Source organism: Curvibacter sp. GW821-FHT09D12 (assembly GCF_059416245.1).
The window spans coordinates 80,407-95,704 of the sequence record NZ_JBWKOU010000008.1 but is presented as its reverse complement, the minus strand read 5'-3'; the positions used below and the strand labels follow the sequence as shown (position 1 = coordinate 95,704).

Genomic DNA, 15,298 nt, shown 5'->3' with positions numbered 1-15,298 from the left:
TTAAAAATCGATATTCGATTCTATATCGTCGAATAGTGGTTTGTATTAATTGCAATAAGAGTTTTATAAATCGAATATTGGCATGTTCGTTGCACCAAGCGATGCAACTTCACCCATTCATCCACCCTCTGGCCTTGCCTGTATAGGAGCTTTCCATGTCACTTGCCTCATCCCTTCGCCGTGCCGCCCTGATCTTGTGCGCGGCCTGTGTCACTTCGGGTGCATGGGCCCAGGGCGGTGCATCCAGCTACAACGTGGGGGCTACGGCCACGGGCATCCCATTCACCTTCCTGGACGTCAAGAGCAACTCCATCCAGGGCATGATGGTGGACACCGTCACGGCGGTGGCCAAGGCCGGTGGATTCAGTGTCAATGTGCAGCAGACCGTTTTCTCGGCCCTGATTCCGTCGCTCACCTCGAGCAAGATCGACATCATCTCGGCCGCGATGCTCAAGACGGCGGCGCGCCAGCAGGTGGTCGACTTCAGTGACCCGGTCTATTCCTATGGCGAAGGGCTGCTGGTCAAGGCCGACGATGCCAAGCCCTACACCACGCTTGATGAGCTCAAGGGCGAAGTCGTTGGGGCCCAGGTGGGTACGGTGTTCCTCGACATGCTCAACAAGAAGGGCATTTTCAAGGAGGTGCGCAGCTACGACTCGGTGGCCGACCTGGCGCGTGATCTGGCCCTCGGTCGCATCAAGGCCGCATTGGCTGATCAGCCCATCATGGCTTATCAGATCCGCCAGAACACCTTCCAGGGGGTGCGCCTCGTCGACAGCTACAAACCGCTCAACGTGGGCGATGTTTGCCTGGTGGTGCGCAAGGGTGACACCGAGACCCTGACGCGCCTCAACAAGGCGATTGCTGCGATCAAGGCGGACGGAACCCTGGCCAAGATCGTGCAGAAGTGGGGCATCTGAGGCCCGCGCGCCCCAGGTCTGAGAGCGCTTCATGATTGCGTCCCAGTTCATCGACCATGCGCGTGAGTTCCTGCCCATCCTGCTGCAGGGGGCGGTGGTCACCGTCGAGGTCACGCTGTTGTCCTTTGTCTTCAGCACCGTGCTCGGCCTGGTGCTGGCATGGGTCCGACTGTCCCCGGTGCGGGCCCTGGCCTGGGCCGGGGGCGCGTTGATCAACCTGATCCGCGGCCTGCCCATCATCGTGCAGTTGTTCTACATCTATTTTGTGTTGCCCGACGTCGGCATCCAGCTCACGGCTTTCCAGGCTGGCGTGATCGGCCTGGGCATCGCCTATTCGCCCTACCAGGCCGAGAACTTCCGGGCCGGCATCGAGGCGGTCGACCCGGGCCAGCGCGAGGCTGCCTTGGCCATGGGCATGGGACCGGTGCTGATCATGCGCCGGGTGATCCTGCCCCAGGCCTTCCGCATCGCGCTGCCGCCCTATGGCAACACGCTGGTGATGATGCTCAAGGATTCGTCGCTGGTGTCCACCATCACCGTGGCAGAGATGACCCGGGCCGGGCAACTGATTGCCTCGTCCACCTTCCAGAACATGACGGTCTACACCCTGGTGGCCTTGCTTTACCTGGTGTTGAGCCTGCCTCTCGTGGCGGGCCTGAAGAAACTTGAACGCCACTTTGGCAAGGGGGCCCGCAGGCCATGATCGAAATTCGCGATTTGCACAAACGCTACGGAGCACACGAAGTGCTCAAGGGCGTCAGCCTGAACGTGGAAGCCGGCCAGGTGGTGTGCCTGATCGGGCCGTCCGGCTCAGGCAAATCCACGGTGCTGCGCTGCATCAACGGGCTGGAAACCTACGAGGGCGGTGAAATCCGCGCCTTTGGCCAGCCCGTGGATGTGCGCAGTGCATCGATCCGGCAACTGCGCTGTCGCATGGGCATGGTGTTCCAGCGCTTCAACCTGTTTGCCCACCGCAGCGTGCTGGACAACGTGATGGAAGGCCCGGTGCATGTGCAGGGCCAGGCCCGCGGTCCGGCAAGGGCCCTGGCCCTGGATCTGCTCGACAAGGTGGGCCTGGTGGACAAGGCTCAGGCCTACCCGGCCCAGCTTTCGGGCGGTCAGCAGCAGCGGGTGGCGATTGCCCGCGCGCTGGCCATGAAACCCGAGGCCATGTTGTTCGACGAGCCCACATCGGCACTGGACCCTGAGTTGGTGGGCGATGTGCTGGAGGTGATGCGTGCCCTGGCCCGCGAAGGCATGACCATGATCGTGGTCACCCACGAAATGGGTTTTGCCCGCGAGGTGGCCGACCGGGTCTGTTTTCTGCACAGCGGCACCATTGTCGAAGAGGGCAGCTCCGACCAGGTGCTGGGGGCACCGCGCCACGCGCGCACGCAGGATTTCCTGCGGCGGGTGCTGCATCAGCCGGCCCAGGCGGTATTGGAGCGCACGCCATGAGCCTGCCCTATTCCGAAGCCATGCCCCCTTCGCTGTGGGCGGCCACAGCGCTGCCCGCCACCGCCACGCCGGCGCTGTCCGAATCGACCCGCACCGATGTGCTGGTGATCGGCGCGGGCTACACGGGTCTGTCCACTGCCTTGCACCTGGCCCAGGCGGGCACCCGCGTGACCGTGCTGGAGGCCCGTGAGCCGGGCTGGGGGGCCTCAGGGCGCAATGGTGGGCAGGTCAACCCCACGCTCAAGCACGATCCCGACGATCTCAGGGCCCTGCTGGGCCCTGAGCGTGCCGAGGCCTTGATCGAGGTGGTGTCCGGGTCGGCCGACCTGGTGTTCGAGCTGATCCGCCGTCATGGCATCGCCTGCGATCCGGTGCGAGCCGGTTGGCTGCAGCTTTCCTACGACGAGAAGCTGTTGGCGAGTCTGCAGGCGCGTTCGCGCCAATGGGCGGCCCGAGGCGTGGCAGTCGAGTGGCTTGACCGCGCAGCGGTGATGCGCCGCGTGGGCACGGAGGCTTTCGCCGGCGGCTGGCTCGATGGCCGTGCTGGTGGGGTACAACCGCTGTCCTATGCCCGGGGCCTGTTGCAAGCCGCTCAGAGGCAAGGTGTTCAAGTGCACGGGCACAGCCCGGTGACAGCCTTGCAGCGGGTGGGCCGGCAGTGGCTTGCCACTTGCCGAGGCGGCGCCACGGTGCGGGCCGACCGCGTGGTGATTGCCACCAATGGCTACACCGACGGTCTGTGGTCTGGCTTGCGTCAGACGGTGCTGGCCGCCAACAGCTTCATGGTGGCGACGCGCCCGCTGCAGGGCGAGCAGTCAGCGGCCATCCTGCCGGCGGGTGAGACCGCTTCCACCTCGCAACGGCTGTTGCTGTATTTCCGCAAAGACGCCCAGGGACGGCTGCTGATGGGGGGGCGCGGCCATTTCAGCGACCCGGTCGGCGCTCAGGATTTTGCCCACCTCGAACGCTCGCTGGCCTTGCTGTTTCCAGGCTTGGGGCCCTTGCAGTATGAATACCGCTGGGCCGGTCGCATCGCCATCACGCGCGACTTCATGCCCCACGTGCACGAGCCTGCTCCCGGCGTCACCATGGCGCTGGGTTGCAATGGGCGTGGCATTGCGTTGTGTACCAGCCTGGGCCAGCAGATTGCCCAGCGCCTGACGGCCGGCGAGCTTGCAGGAGGGGCGCCTTTTCCGTACCCCATCACCCGCATGCGTCGCATCCCCTTGCACGGCCTGCAGCGCTTCTACATCGCCGCGGGCGTGGCCTGGTATTCATTGCTCGATCGGCTGGAGTCAAGCAAGGGCCGATCTCGCTGAGGCCTTACCGCCTCATTCCAACAGCACCGTGTCCCCGTTGGCCTGTGGCGGGACCTTGATGGCGATCGCCTTGAAGCGCCCGCTGCTGGGCACGGTGCCGGCATGGGCGGTGCCCTTGGGGATGACCAACAGCATGCCGGGCTTGATGTCCACCAGCCGGTCGCCCAGCCAGGCAGTGCCCGTGCCCTCGACGATGTACTGGATCTCATCCGATTTGGCGTGGTAGTGCTTGGCCACATTGCCGGTCTGCACGGCCAGGGTGGCCTGGTCGGTCACCACCAGGGTCTTGCTGCGCAAGTCGGGGTTGGGGGTGGCGGACAGGTCAGCATCGGTGAGTGCAGCAATGTCGATGGCGACCGGCGCCAGGGGGACCGCCTGGGCGTGCGCATCGCGCAGCAGGTCGGTGGCCCAGGGCCCGGCCAGCAGGCCGGCGGCAAAGGCCAGAGCGATGGGGGCGGCAGTCTTGAGTCGCATGGGTCAGGTCTCCGGTTGGGGTGTGGATTGCGAGCCAGGCCGCAACGCGGCCCGGGGCGCGGAAACAGTGTGCCTCAGGAACCGCCCGCCCGCTGCGGTGCCAGGGCGCCGACCGCGGGGGCCGACAGCGTTTGCTGCAGCAATCCGGGCAGCATGGCGAGCAGGCGTTGCACGGCCTGGCCCGGTGGGTGATTCGGGCTGTGGTAGCTGTACAGCGACATGGGCGGGAGTTCGTGCAATTCGATGGCCACCATGGTCCGCGGGTCCAGGTGCTGGGCGGTCAGAAAGTCCACCACAGTCCAGCCCATGCCGCGGCGCACCAGCTCCAGTGCCAGCTGCGATGTCTGCACTTGAATGCCGCCGCCAGCCTCCGGCACACCCAGGCGTTGAGCCAGTTCGTCAATCGCCTGCCGCATCGGGTCGTTGCCCACCAGGCGGATCACCGGCACCTGGGCCAGCCGCCCGTAGGCCAGCGGGGGGCTGCCGCGCAGCGACCAGGTCCACAGCTCGCGTGTGACCGCCAGGAACAGGCGCCCGCTCACCAGCAGATCGCTTTGCAACTGCGGGTGCGGGTGCGGGTAGAAGCCCAGGCAGAAATCCACGCTGTGCGTCAGCAATGCCGGCGCCATCTGATCCTGGTTCAGGGTGCGCACCTCTATGCCCACCTGGGGGTGCCGGCCTGCATGGGCCTGCAGCAGGCTGGGCAGAAAGTTGTGGCTGATCGAGGGAATGGCCGCCAGGCGGATCTGCCCACCCTCGCCGCGGGCCAGGTTGCGCGCAGTCTGGCGCAGGCCCTCCAGTTGGCGGTGGATGCCGGCCGATTCGGCGGCCAGCACCTGGGCCTCGGGGGTGGGCGTCAGCCCTGCCGGGCTGCGCGTGAACAGGGCATAACCCAGTTGCAGCTCGGTGTGGGCCACCGCCTTGCTGACGGCCGAGGGCGTGACGCACAGCAGGCGTGCGGCGGCGCTCATGCTGCCGGTCTGCAGCACGGCCTGGAAGACTTCGAGTTGCCTCAGGTTCATGGGGGCCCAGCGATGAATCAGGGTTAATGCGGATATGAGCGGATTTCACACCCTGCGGTCGATTATTCCGCATTGGCGGCCTGGTGGCGCCCCTAGCATCAGCCATCCCGCGGCGACCCTGCGGGATGAGTTCAAGGCCCCACCCGAGGGCTGCGTGCTCCCCCTCAAGACCCGAATTCAGGAGTTTTCCTTCATGCTGATGTCCACCCGTCAATCGCTGAAACAATGGCTGGCCGCCGTCGCGCTGAGCGCCCTGTCTGCCGCCGCACTGGCCCAGGCGGCCAAGCCGCACGTGGTGGTGCTGGCCACCGGCGGCACCATCGCTGGTGCTGGCGCCTCGGCCGCCAACAGCGCCACCTACGCCGCGGCCAAGGTGCCGGTCGACAAGCTGCTGGCGGGCCTGCCCGAACTGGCCAACGTGGCGCAGGTCACCGGCGAGCAGGTCTTCCAGATCGCTTCCGAGAGCTTCACCAACGAGCACCTGCTGACCCTGGCGCGCCGGGTCTCGGCCCTGAGCAAGCAGGCCGATGTGGACGGCATCGTCATCACCCATGGCACCGACACGCTCGAAGAAACCGCCTACTTCCTGAACCTGGTCGTGCACACTGCCAAGCCCATCGTGGTGGTGGGCTCGATGCGCCCCGGTACCGCCCTGTCGGCCGACGGCACGCTGAACCTGTACGACGCGGTCAGCGTGGCCGCCAGCAAGGACGCCGGCGGCAAGGGCGTGCTGGTCACCATGAACGACGAGATCCAGAGCGGTCGCGACGTCAGCAAGACCATCAACATCAAGACCGAGGCCTTCAAGAGCCAATGGGGACCCCTGGGCATGGTGGTGGAAGGCCGCAACTACTGGTTCCGTGCACCGGTCAAGCGCCACACCAATGCGTCCGAGTTCAACATCGATGACATCAAGACCCTGCCCGCCGTGGACATCGTTTATGGCTACGGCAACATGAACACCACCGGCATCGACGCTTACGGCAAGGCCGGCGTCAAGGCCCTGATCCACGCCGGCACCGGCAATGGCTCGGTGGCTGCCCAGGCCGTGGCGGCTTTGCAGGGCCTGCGCGCCCAGGGCGTGCAGATCATCCGCTCGGCCCGTGTGCCTGACGGTTTTGTGCTGCGCAACGCCGAGCAACCCGACGACAAGTACGACTGGGTCGTGGCGCACGACCTGCGCCCGCAAAAGGCCCGCATCCTGGCCATGGTTGCTCTGACCAAGACCAACGACAGCAAGGAACTGCAACGCATCTTCTGGGAATACTGATCCGTCGAACCCCGATCGATCCAGCGATCACCTGAGGCGCCTCGGGGCGGGACACCCCCGCCAGGCCCTGACGTGAACCGACGCCCGCCCCGGCCACAAGCCCGGGCGGGCTTTTTGCTTGCAGGCCAGGGCATCCGAGCGGCCGCATCAGCCGCATCAGATCGGTGCCACCATGACACTGACTGCGCCATCGAAGGGCAACCCCGTGAACACCCCACTGAACACCGCTGATCCATCCGCCGCTCGCCGCCATGTGGCCATCATCGGCACAGGCGCCGTCGGTTGCGCCACCGCCATCGAGGCACTGCGCCTGGGATTGCGTGTGACGATGGTCGAGCCCGAGGTGGCTGGCGGCCAGCACGCCACCAGCTACGGCAACGCAGGCTGGCTGTCATCGCATTCGGTGATCCCACCGGCGTTGCCGGGCGCCTGGCGCCGCGTGCCCGGCTGGCTGGCCGACCCCCTGGGGCCCTTGGCGGTGCGTTGGCGCTACCTGCCCCAGGCGCTGCCCTGGTTGCTGCGTTACCTGGCCTCGGGCTGGACCGAGGCCCGGGTGCAGCGCGCGGCCCACGCACTGCGGGCCTTGTTGGTCGACGCCCCGGCGCTCCACCAGCGCTTGGCCCGCGAGGCCGGTGTGCCCCAACTGATCGAGCAGCAGGGCCTGCTGCATGTGTATGGCTCGCGCGAAGCGTTCGAGGGCGAGGCGCTGGCCTGGCGGGTAAGGGCACGCACCGGTGTGCAGTGGGTCGAGTGGGACGAAGCCACCCTGCGCGAGCGTGAGCCCGATCTGGATCCCCGCTACCGCTTTGCGGTCCATGTGCCCGAGGCGGGGCAGTGTCGCGATCCGGGCGGCTATGTGGCCGCCCTGGCTCGCCACGCCCAGTCGCTGGGCGCCGTGTCGTGGCAGGCCCGCGCCACTGGCTTCCGCCTGGAGGGCGGGCACTTGCGTTCGGTGGTGACAGAGCGCGGTGAGTTGCCGTGCGACGCGGCAGTCATCTGCGCCGGTGCCCGTTCGGGTGCGCTGGCTGCAGCGGCCGCCACACCGGTACCGCTGGAATCCGAGCGCGGCTACCACGTGCAGATCGCGCAAGCCACCCGTGGTCCCCGTTTACCCATGATGGCCGCCGACGGCAAGCTCATTGTCCACTGGATGGCGGGCGGCCTGCGCGCCGCCGGCCAGGTTGAAATCGCGGGGCTGCACGCTGCCCCGGACTGGCGCCGTGCCGACATCCTTTACCAGCACCTGTGCAGCATGTTCGAAGGCATGGGCCCCCACCTTGAGACCGACGTCGTTCAACGCTGGCTTGGGCACCGCCCCAGCCTGCCCGATGGCCTGCCCTGCATCGGCCCTTCGCGTGCTTCGCCCGATGTGGTGCTGGCCTTTGGCCATGGTCACGTGGGCCTGGGCGCTTCAGCACGCACGGGGCAGTGGGCGGCCGCACTGGCGGCGGGTCAATCGGTGCAGCAGGATCTTTCGGCATTCAGCCCCTCGCGCTTCGGTCCTCAGGCGCAGCGTTGACGTGCCCGGCTGCGGGCCGACGTGGCCTTCGAGGCGGGGCGCGTGGCCGGCTTGCTCTGTGAAGTTTCATTGATCTGATGTCAGTTTTTTGTGAACCCATGGCGGCATAATCTTCGGCTGTCCATGCGCCACTTGAGCAACTCTTTCCGCAGTGTCTCCTGCCGCCGGCTTGCCAGCTGGTGGATGGTGGCGGCCATGGTGCTGGCCTCGCTCATGCCCACGGTGTCACGGGCACTGGCGGCGCAGCAGCCCTCGGCCCTGCTCTGGGCTGATGTGTGTTCGGCCAGCAAGCCCGCCAGCCCATCGCTGGCCAAGGCAGCGCTGGCGGATCTGTCCGATACCGCTGCTGTCAGCATCGATGACTGCGCCTACTGCGTGCTCATGCTGGATCGCCTGGGCCCGGCACCCAGCCTGGTCCTGCCGATGCTGGCGCCCGAGCAGCCCAGGTGGCGGCTGCCGACCCCATCGGTTCCCGATCTGCGCCCTGACCTGCGTCTGGCGCATCCACGCGCGCCTCCGCTGGCCTGAGGCTGCTGTTCAAGCTGCTCTGTTGCGTCTTGTACCGCTTGGTATGAGCGCGTGCAGCCACGCCCGGCCTCTTTTCAACACCTTCTCGCGCCACTGGGTGCCGCGGGCCCCTGGGGCCTCGTGCACCCGGAGTGAACACGTTCCTGGTCACCCCCTTGGGGTGGGCCGTGCCGTGTCGCTTCACTTTTATTTCTGATCGCAACACCAGACCTGCGCCCGGTGCACGGGGTGCTGGTGACCGATTGCACCCTTTTCATTTCAATCATTCGATGCAGGAGCTTTTCATGGCTGGCATTTCTACGACCCGGTTTTTCAAATCCTCTCTCGGCGCGGGCAGTTGTGCCCTGGCGCTGTCGGTACTTCTGAGTGCCTGTGGCGGCGGCGGCGACAGCGGCAACGGCTGGTCGGTTGATTCAAGTGGCGCAGTCAAGCTGCAGTTCGCGGCCTATGCCGGCAGCGCCCCGATCCAGTGCGGCACCGCTGTGCCGGCGCTGGGCAGCAAGAGCAGCGCTGCCCAGATCCAGGACCTGCGCTTTTACATCTCGAACGTCAAATTGCTGAAGGCCGATGGCAGCACGGTGGCGCTGACCCTCTCGACCACCGACAACAACAACTACCAGGGCACCGACAGCGTGAGCCTGATCACCTTGTCTCAGACCGGTGTGGGCAGTTGTACGGCGGGCGCCTCGCTGAACAAGCTGATCCAGGGGACGGTGCCGGCCGGGCAGTACGTGGGGGTGAGCATGACCTTGGGCGTGCCGTTCTCGCTCAATCACCTCAATTCGACCGACCCGGCCACACCGGCGGTCTTGCGTTCCGACGTGAACCCTGGCATGTCCTGGAACTGGCGCGGTGGCCGCAAGTTCACCAAAGTGGAGCTGCAAAGCGCTGATGCTGGCAACCCCATCACCTTGCTGCACCTGGGTTCCACCGGCTGCGTCGGCGATCCGGCCAATGGGGTGGCCATCAGCGGCTGCACTGCGCCGAACCGCGTGCCGCTGACCTTTTCGAGCTTCAACCCCAACACCCAGGCGATTGCGCTGGACGTGAAGACCTTGTTCGCCAGCGCCGATTTCAGTGCGGCCAACAGCTGCATGTCCAGCCCCACCGACGCCAAGTGCGTGGGGCCCTTCGGCGTGCTGGCCTTGAACTTCAACAGCGACGGTACGGGCACAGGGCAAGCGATCGCAGGCCAGACCCAGGGCGCCTTCAAGGCTGTGGGCTTGTGATCCATGGGCACCCCTCTGCTTGATATCTGGGGTGCCCGGTGGCCAGGGGTCTTTCTGGGGGTGGGTCTGTTGGTGGTGGCCTCGTGCGCCAGCCAACAGGCCCTCGCCTCCAAAGACAGCCCCCGGGCTGCCGGTGCCGCTGCCTCCAACACCCCTGCGGCGTCCCTTGGCAGCGCTGCCGCGGGATCCTCTGACTGGCGTTGGCAGTTGCCCGCCGATGTGCCGCCGCCGCGCGTGCCAGCCGACAACCCCATGTCACCCGCCAAGGTCGAGCTGGGGCGCTTTCTGTTTTATGACAAGCGCCTGTCGGGCAATGGCACACAGTCTTGCGGCTCGTGCCACTTTCAGCGGCTGGCCTTCACCGATGGCCGTGCCCACGGGCTGGGCTCCACCGGGGAGGCCCATCCGCGCAGCCCGATGTCGCTGGCCAATGTGGCGTTCATTGCCACCTACACCTGGGCCAACCCGGCGCTGATCACGCTGGAGCGCCAGATGACCAATCCCGTCTTTGGCGAGACACCGGTCGAAATGGGGGTGAACGACAACAACGTCCAGCAGGTGCTGCAACGCCTGCAGGCCGTGCCTGGCTACCCGCGGCGCTTTGCCGCGGCCTTCCCGGAAGACCCGCAAGCGACCATCAGCTGGGACCATGTGATCAAGGCCGTCTCGGCCTTTGAGCGTTCGCTGCTCAGCTTCGACAGCAAGTACGACCGGGTGAAGCAAGGCAAAGCCCGCTTCAGCGCCCCTGAGGCGCGCGGCCTGAAGGTGTTCCGCCAGGCCGAGTGCATCCAATGCCATCGGGAGCCGAACTTCAGCAACCAGTTCCTGACGGTGGCCACCCGCGAGGTCGATGTGAGCTTCTACAACAAGGGCTTGTACAACCTGGATGGGCGCGGTGCCTACCCGGCGGCCAGCCCCGGCCTGATCGAGATCACGGGCAAGGCGGCCGACATGGGGCACTACCGTGCACCCACGCTGCGCAACATCGAGGTCACTGCGCCCTACATGCATGACGGCTCGGTGGCCACGCTGGCAGAGGTGGTGGCCCTGTACGCCGATGGTGGGCGCTTCGTGGCCCAAGACCCTGACGCGGGCGACGGGCGAGCCAGCCCGCTCAAGAGCCCTCTGATCCACCCGCGGGCCCTGAGTCGCCAGGACCAGGTTGACCTGCTGGCTTTTCTCAAGACCTTGACGGACCACCGATTCCTGCACAACCCGCGCCACGCCGATCCGTTCCGGGGCTCTGGCAAGACCCCAAGGAAAACGCCATGAAACGACACCCGACCCGCCACTTGGGCGTGATCGCCCTGTTGGCCAGTTCAGCCAGTGGCCTGCTGATGGCTCAGACCCCTGTCACCGGGGATTCAAACATCGAAGGCAAGACGCCCGTGCCAGTCGCGGGCACCCTCACCGCCGTCACCGTGACCGACACCGCACCCGGCAACGAGAGCCGCAGCCTGCCGGGGCGCCTGCGCCTTGAAGGCGCGGCCCTGACCCCGCGCCGCCTGGGCAGCAGCGATGCCGCCGAGTTGCTGGACGGGCTGCCCGGGCTCAGCCTGTATGGTGCGGGCGGCGTGTCGTCGCTGCCCGTCATCCATGGCCTGGCGGACGAACGCCTGCGCATCCAGGTGGACGGCATGGACCTGATGGCGGCCTGCCCCAACCACATGAACTCGCCGCTGTCCTACATCGATGCCTCGAACGTGGCTCGGGTGCGCGTGTTTGCCGGCATCACGCCGGTCAGCGTGGGGGGCGACAGCCTGGGCGGCAGCATCCAGGTCGAGTCGGCGGCACCGAAGTTCGCGGCGGTCGGTCAAGGCCTGCTGACAGAAGGGCATGTCGGTTCGTTCTACCGAAGCAATGGCCGTGGCCGAGGCGCCGATGCCGCGCTGGTGGTGGCCAATGAGGGCCTGAGCCTGAGCTATACCGGCTCCAGCGCCCAATCAGACAACTACCGCGCTGCAGCCGCGTTCAAGTCGGCTGCGGCCACCTCGGGCGGCGCGCTGGCGGGCGACGAGGTGGGCTCATCCGGCTTCCGCGCGCGCAACCAGAGCCTGGCCCTGGCGCTGCGGCACGACACGCATTGGTTGCAGCTCAGTGCCAGCCAGCAGGACATCCCCTTTGAGGGCTACCCCAACCAGCGCATGGACATGACGGGCAACCGCAACACCCAGCTCAATGCCCGTTACCAGGGGCAATATGAATGGGGCGAGTTGTTGGCCCAGGCCTACAGCCAGCGCACCCACCACCGCATGGACATGGGGGCCGATCGGGACAGTTATGGCACCGGCATGCCGATGAGCACCGAGGCCCGCACCCTGGGGGCCTTGCTCAAGGCCAACATCAACTGGACGCAGCAAGACCTGCTGCGCCTGGGCCTGGAGGCCCAGCACTACAGTCTGAATGACTGGTGGCCTCCGGTGGGCGGCACCATGGGTCCGAACGCGTTCTGGAACCTGAACTATGGACGGCGCCAACGCCACGACGCCTTTGCCGAGTGGGAGGCCCAATGGCAGCCGCAGTGGAGCAGCTTGCTGGGCCTGCGCCTGAGCTCGGTCAGCTCGGACGCAGCGCCGGTCCAGGGTTACAACAACAACCTGGCCAGCCTGTGGGGCAACGATGCTGCCAGCTTCAATGCCCAAGGGCACCGTCGCTCCGATCTGAACTGGGACCTGACCGCCCTGGTGCGTCACACGCCTGTCGCCGGCCAGACCTACGAACTGGGTTATGCCCGCAAATCACGCGCACCCAGCCTGTACCAGCGCTACCCCTGGTCCACCCAGGCCATGGCCGCCTTGATGAACAACTTTGCCGGCGACGGCAACGGCTACATCGGCAACCAGAACCTGCGCCCCGAGGTGGCCCACACCCTCAGCGCTACGGCCGACTGGCAGGCCGTGCCGCCCCCCGGTGCCGCCCCGGGCAGCCAGCCCGACTGGCAGGTGCGCGGCACGGTCTACCTGACGCAGATCGAGAACTACATCGACGCCCAGCGTTGCGCCATGGGCCAGTGCGCTGCCGCCAATCAGACCGACACGCAAAGCTTCGTGCTCTTGCAATACCAAAACCAGCAGGCCCGGCTACAGGGGCTGGACCTGTCCGGGCAGGCGGTGCTGGGGCGCAGTGCCCGCCTGGGCACGCTGCAGACCCGTGCCGTGCTCAACTGGGTGCAGGGCACGAACCGGGTCACGGGCGACGGCCTTTACAACCAGATGCCGCTGAATCTGCGCTGGTCACTGGAGCAGCAGCGGGGCGCCTGGACCCAAAGCCTGGAGTGGCTGGCCGTCAGTGCCAAGACCCGGGTCTCGCAGGTGCGCAACGAGATGCCGACCCCAGGGTATGCCTTGCTGAACTGGCGCGCCAGCTACCAGTTCCAGAAGGCCCGTTTCGACCTGGGTGTCGACAACCTGTTCAACCGCTTCTACAGCGCACCCCTGGGCGGGGCCTACCTGGGTCAGGGCTCATCGATGGCCATCAACGGCATCGCATGGGGCGTGCCCGTGCCCGGCAAGGGCCGCTCGATCCAACTGGCCCTGCGCCTTGATTTCTGAGGACTCTTCACCATGTTCGCAAACATCTCTTTGTTGCATCGGCAGCCCAGGGCTGGGGCATGTGCCCTGGCCGCGGTTGTTGCTTCGGGCTTGGCAGGGCTGCTCAGCGCCTGTGGCGGCGGCCTGGCTCCCGCCACCCTGGCCAAGGCGCAGACCCTGCAGTTTGGGGCGGCGCCTGCCCTGGTCCTGGGTCTGAGCGCCCAGGTCAGCGCCACGTCCAGTTCCGGCCTGAGTGCCCGCTTCAGCAGCCTCACGCCGGCCGTGTGCCAGGTGCTGGACGCGGGGCAGGTCACGGCCCTGACCACCGGGACCTGCGTGGTGGCGGCCAACCAGGCTGGCAACGCTGACTACCAGCCAGCACCCCAGACCACCCAAAGCCTGGTGGTGCAGACCCAGGGGTTGGCTGCACAAACCATTCGCTTCGGCATTGCCCCAGCGCTCACGCTGGGGGGCAGTGCCACGGTCACGGCGTTGGCCAGCTCGGGCCTGGCCGTGCGTTACGGCACCCTGACGCCCCAGGTCTGCACCGTGCAGGCTGTCAGCGGCCTGGTGCAGGGCCTGGCCCTGGGCACTTGTACGCTCTCCGCCGACCAGGACGGCAACAGCCTGTACGCCGCCGCGCCGCAGGTGGCCCAGACCCTGACCGTGAGCCCGGCCACCTCGGTGGGCGTGCCTGAAGCCCCCACCGGGCTCCAGGCCCGCCTGGGTAGCGACCCGCGCACGGTCGTGATCAGCGTCGGCGCCACCGGCAGCGGGGGCTCGCCGCTCACCGGCTACCGGGTCAGCTCGGTGCCGGCGGGGCTGAGCGCCAGCGCCAGTGCGTCGCCGATCCAGGTGGCCTGCGGCACGTCTTGCGCTGGCTACGCCTGGGTGGTGAATGCGGTCAATGCACTGGGCACCGGCCCGGCCTCCGAGCCTTTGCAGGTGATCACCCGGTACCAGATCACCGCCACGTTCTACGAGCCGCAGACCCAGCCCAACAACAGCATCTTCACGGGCAGCTTCAGCTTCAATTCGACCACGCGGAGTGTGTCGGGGCTCAATGGGGTGCTGACCCAGTCGATGACGGATTCGCCCATGAGCACCGTGCCCTTGAGCCACCAGGGCGTGCACTATGCCGACAGCACCGGTACCGGCGTGATGGTGGGGGCCTTCTACCTGGCCACCAACAACACCTTCGTGGTGGCGCATGGCAATGAAGGCTGGCGACCCGGCGTGGCCAGCGATGCGCGCTATGACGGCTACCCGGCGGCCGCCAATCCTTCAGCCGGTGGAGTGGGCAACGCCTATGCCCTGGTCTTCGTCAATACCGACGATCCCAGCGCTGCCCCGACCACTGCACAGCTGCAGCAGACGGCCTATGCCGACTGCACGGCCCTGGGGATGATGGGTGCCAGTTGCATGACGGGCACAGCTGCGGCGGTCTATGGCACGGTCGGCACCATGGGCGGCTATCCCTTGTCGCAGCAGGTGGTGCGCAAGCCTTGAAGGGGGGGGAGCTTCAGCCCTCGGACGGATTCTGATCCGGAGTCGGTTGGTCAAGCGTAGCGCCGAAGCTTGCCATGGCCTGAATCACACCGCTCAGACCCGAACCCACGGGCGTCAGGCTGTACTCGGTGCGCGGCGGCACCACCGGGTAGATCTTTTTGGAAATCAGCCCCTGCTGCTCCAGAAAGCGCAAGCGTGCCGCCAGCACCTTGGGGCTGATGCCCTCCAGCGAAGACAGTAACTCTGAATACCGCCGGGTGCCACCCAGCAGGTCGCGGATGATCAAGGTGGTCCAGCGGCCGTCGATCAGACGGGCCGTCTTGCTGACCGGGCATGCGTTAAGGCAGGGGCCTTGGCGCAGGGTGGCGAGTGGGGCGAGTTTCATGGTTTCCAAATGGTAACTACTTCCCAAAAGATAGCTAGGACCCTAGCATCGCTTCACTGCGTCAACAGGAAAGATATTCAATGTCCCGATACCGTGACAGCCTCAAGCCGTCCACCACCACGTGCCCTGCGCCGC

General features: G+C 66.6%; 14 protein-coding genes. 11 read left to right on the top strand and 3 right to left on the bottom strand.

The window, feature by feature from the left end; all coding sequences use genetic code 11:
• Nucleotides 1–155 precede the first annotated feature (155 nt).
• From AC07PT_RS14785 to AC07PT_RS14770, 4 genes are read left to right on the top strand one after another with little or no spacing between them, the layout of a single operon-like run.
• Nucleotides 156–920, top strand: a complete 765-nt coding sequence (locus tag AC07PT_RS14785; RefSeq protein ID WP_494657100.1) for an ABC transporter substrate-binding protein — start codon at nt 156–158, stop codon at nt 918–920.
• Nucleotides 921–951: 31 nt separating this feature from the next.
• Nucleotides 952–1,623: an ectoine/hydroxyectoine ABC transporter permease subunit EhuD gene (gene ehuD / locus AC07PT_RS14780; protein WP_492346034.1), complete on the top strand. Its 672-nt coding sequence runs from the start codon at nt 952–954 to the stop codon at nt 1,621–1,623.
• Complete coding sequence (locus tag AC07PT_RS14775) at nt 1,620–2,378, top strand: amino acid ABC transporter ATP-binding protein (protein WP_492346033.1); 759 nt, start codon at nt 1,620–1,622, stop codon at nt 2,376–2,378. Before ehuD ends, AC07PT_RS14775 begins: the two co-directional genes overlap by 4 nt.
• Nucleotides 2,375–3,697 carry an NAD(P)/FAD-dependent oxidoreductase gene (locus AC07PT_RS14770; RefSeq protein WP_492346032.1) on the top strand — a complete coding sequence of 441 codons (1,323 nt, stop codon included), beginning with the start codon at nt 2,375–2,377 and terminating at the stop codon, nt 3,695–3,697. The genes AC07PT_RS14775 and AC07PT_RS14770 overlap by 4 nt, the downstream gene beginning before the upstream one ends.
• 12 nt (nt 3,698–3,709) lie before the next feature.
• On the opposite strand, the gene AC07PT_RS14765 is transcribed toward AC07PT_RS14770, so the two are convergent.
• Together AC07PT_RS14765 and AC07PT_RS14760 are read right to left on the bottom strand one after the other, a co-directional pair.
• A complete protein-coding gene (locus AC07PT_RS14765; RefSeq protein WP_492346031.1) occupies nt 3,710–4,171 on the bottom strand; it encodes a cupin domain-containing protein in 462 nt (153 codons plus the stop codon).
• Nucleotides 4,172–4,245: 74 nt separating this feature from the next.
• Nucleotides 4,246–5,193 (bottom strand): LysR family transcriptional regulator, encoded by a 948-nt coding sequence (locus tag AC07PT_RS14760; RefSeq protein WP_492346030.1) that lies wholly within the window; start codon nt 5,191–5,193, stop codon nt 4,246–4,248.
• A 199-nt stretch (nt 5,194–5,392) separates the two neighbouring features.
• On the opposite strand from AC07PT_RS14760, the gene AC07PT_RS14755 reads away from it, so the two are divergent.
• The 7 genes from AC07PT_RS14755 (at nt 5,393) to AC07PT_RS14725 (ending at nt 14,778) form a co-directional block, all read left to right on the top strand.
• A complete protein-coding gene (locus AC07PT_RS14755) occupies nt 5,393–6,463 on the top strand; it encodes an asparaginase (RefSeq protein ID WP_492346169.1) in 1,071 nt (356 codons plus the stop codon).
• Nucleotides 6,464–6,668: 205 nt separating this feature from the next.
• Entirely contained in the window at nt 6,669–7,982 is a 1,314-nt protein-coding gene (locus tag AC07PT_RS14750) for an NAD(P)/FAD-dependent oxidoreductase (RefSeq protein WP_494657099.1), read from the top strand.
• Nucleotides 7,983–8,114: 132 nt separating this feature from the next.
• Nucleotides 8,115–8,510 (top strand): DUF2946 domain-containing protein, encoded by a 396-nt coding sequence (locus tag AC07PT_RS14745; protein WP_494657098.1) that lies wholly within the window; start codon nt 8,115–8,117, stop codon nt 8,508–8,510.
• A gap of 284 nt (nt 8,511–8,794) precedes the next feature.
• Complete coding sequence (locus AC07PT_RS14740; RefSeq protein ID WP_492346027.1) at nt 8,795–9,739, top strand: MbnP family copper-binding protein; 945 nt, start codon at nt 8,795–8,797, stop codon at nt 9,737–9,739.
• Between the two features lie 3 nt (nt 9,740–9,742).
• Nucleotides 9,743–11,011, top strand: a complete 1,269-nt coding sequence (locus tag AC07PT_RS14735) for an MbnH family di-heme enzyme (RefSeq protein ID WP_494657097.1) — start codon at nt 9,743–9,745, stop codon at nt 11,009–11,011.
• Nucleotides 11,008–13,290, top strand: a complete 2,283-nt coding sequence (locus tag AC07PT_RS14730; RefSeq protein WP_494657096.1) for a TonB-dependent receptor plug domain-containing protein — start codon at nt 11,008–11,010, stop codon at nt 13,288–13,290. Before AC07PT_RS14735 ends, AC07PT_RS14730 begins: the two co-directional genes overlap by 4 nt.
• Nucleotides 13,291–13,302: 12 nt before the next feature.
• A complete protein-coding gene (locus tag AC07PT_RS14725) occupies nt 13,303–14,778 on the top strand; it encodes a hypothetical protein (RefSeq protein WP_494657095.1) in 1,476 nt (491 codons plus the stop codon).
• A 13-nt stretch (nt 14,779–14,791) separates the two neighbouring features.
• Here the strand turns inward: AC07PT_RS14725 and AC07PT_RS14720 are convergent, their stop codons facing one another.
• A complete protein-coding gene (locus AC07PT_RS14720; RefSeq protein WP_492346023.1) occupies nt 14,792–15,163 on the bottom strand; it encodes a winged helix-turn-helix transcriptional regulator in 372 nt (123 codons plus the stop codon).
• Nucleotides 15,164–15,298: the final 135 nt, after the last annotated feature.

Excerpts from the sequence above, each read along its gene's own strand:
- AC07PT_RS14785 (WP_494657100.1), top strand. The coding sequence starts at position 156 with ATGTCACTTGCCTCATCCCTTCGCCGTGCCGCCCTGATCTTGTGCGCG.
- ehuD (WP_492346034.1), top strand. The coding sequence starts at position 952 with ATGATTGCGTCCCAGTTCATCGACCATGCGCGTGAGTTCCTGCCCATC.
- AC07PT_RS14775 (WP_492346033.1), top strand. The coding sequence starts at position 1,620 with ATGATCGAAATTCGCGATTTGCACAAACGCTACGGAGCACACGAAGTG.
- AC07PT_RS14770 (WP_492346032.1), top strand. The coding sequence starts at position 2,375 with ATGAGCCTGCCCTATTCCGAAGCCATGCCCCCTTCGCTGTGGGCGGCC.
- AC07PT_RS14765 (WP_492346031.1), bottom strand. The coding sequence starts at position 4,171 with ATGCGACTCAAGACTGCCGCCCCCATCGCTCTGGCCTTTGCCGCCGGC.
- AC07PT_RS14760 (WP_492346030.1), bottom strand. The coding sequence starts at position 5,193 with ATGAACCTGAGGCAACTCGAAGTCTTCCAGGCCGTGCTGCAGACCGGC.
- AC07PT_RS14755 (WP_492346169.1), top strand. The coding sequence starts at position 5,393 with ATGTCCACCCGTCAATCGCTGAAACAATGGCTGGCCGCCGTCGCGCTG.
- AC07PT_RS14740 (WP_492346027.1), top strand. The coding sequence starts at position 8,795 with ATGGCTGGCATTTCTACGACCCGGTTTTTCAAATCCTCTCTCGGCGCG.
- AC07PT_RS14735 (WP_494657097.1), top strand. The coding sequence starts at position 9,743 with ATGGGCACCCCTCTGCTTGATATCTGGGGTGCCCGGTGGCCAGGGGTC.
- AC07PT_RS14730 (WP_494657096.1), top strand. The coding sequence starts at position 11,008 with ATGAAACGACACCCGACCCGCCACTTGGGCGTGATCGCCCTGTTGGCC.
- AC07PT_RS14725 (WP_494657095.1), top strand. The coding sequence starts at position 13,303 with ATGTTCGCAAACATCTCTTTGTTGCATCGGCAGCCCAGGGCTGGGGCA.
- AC07PT_RS14720 (WP_492346023.1), bottom strand. The coding sequence starts at position 15,163 with ATGAAACTCGCCCCACTCGCCACCCTGCGCCAAGGCCCCTGCCTTAAC.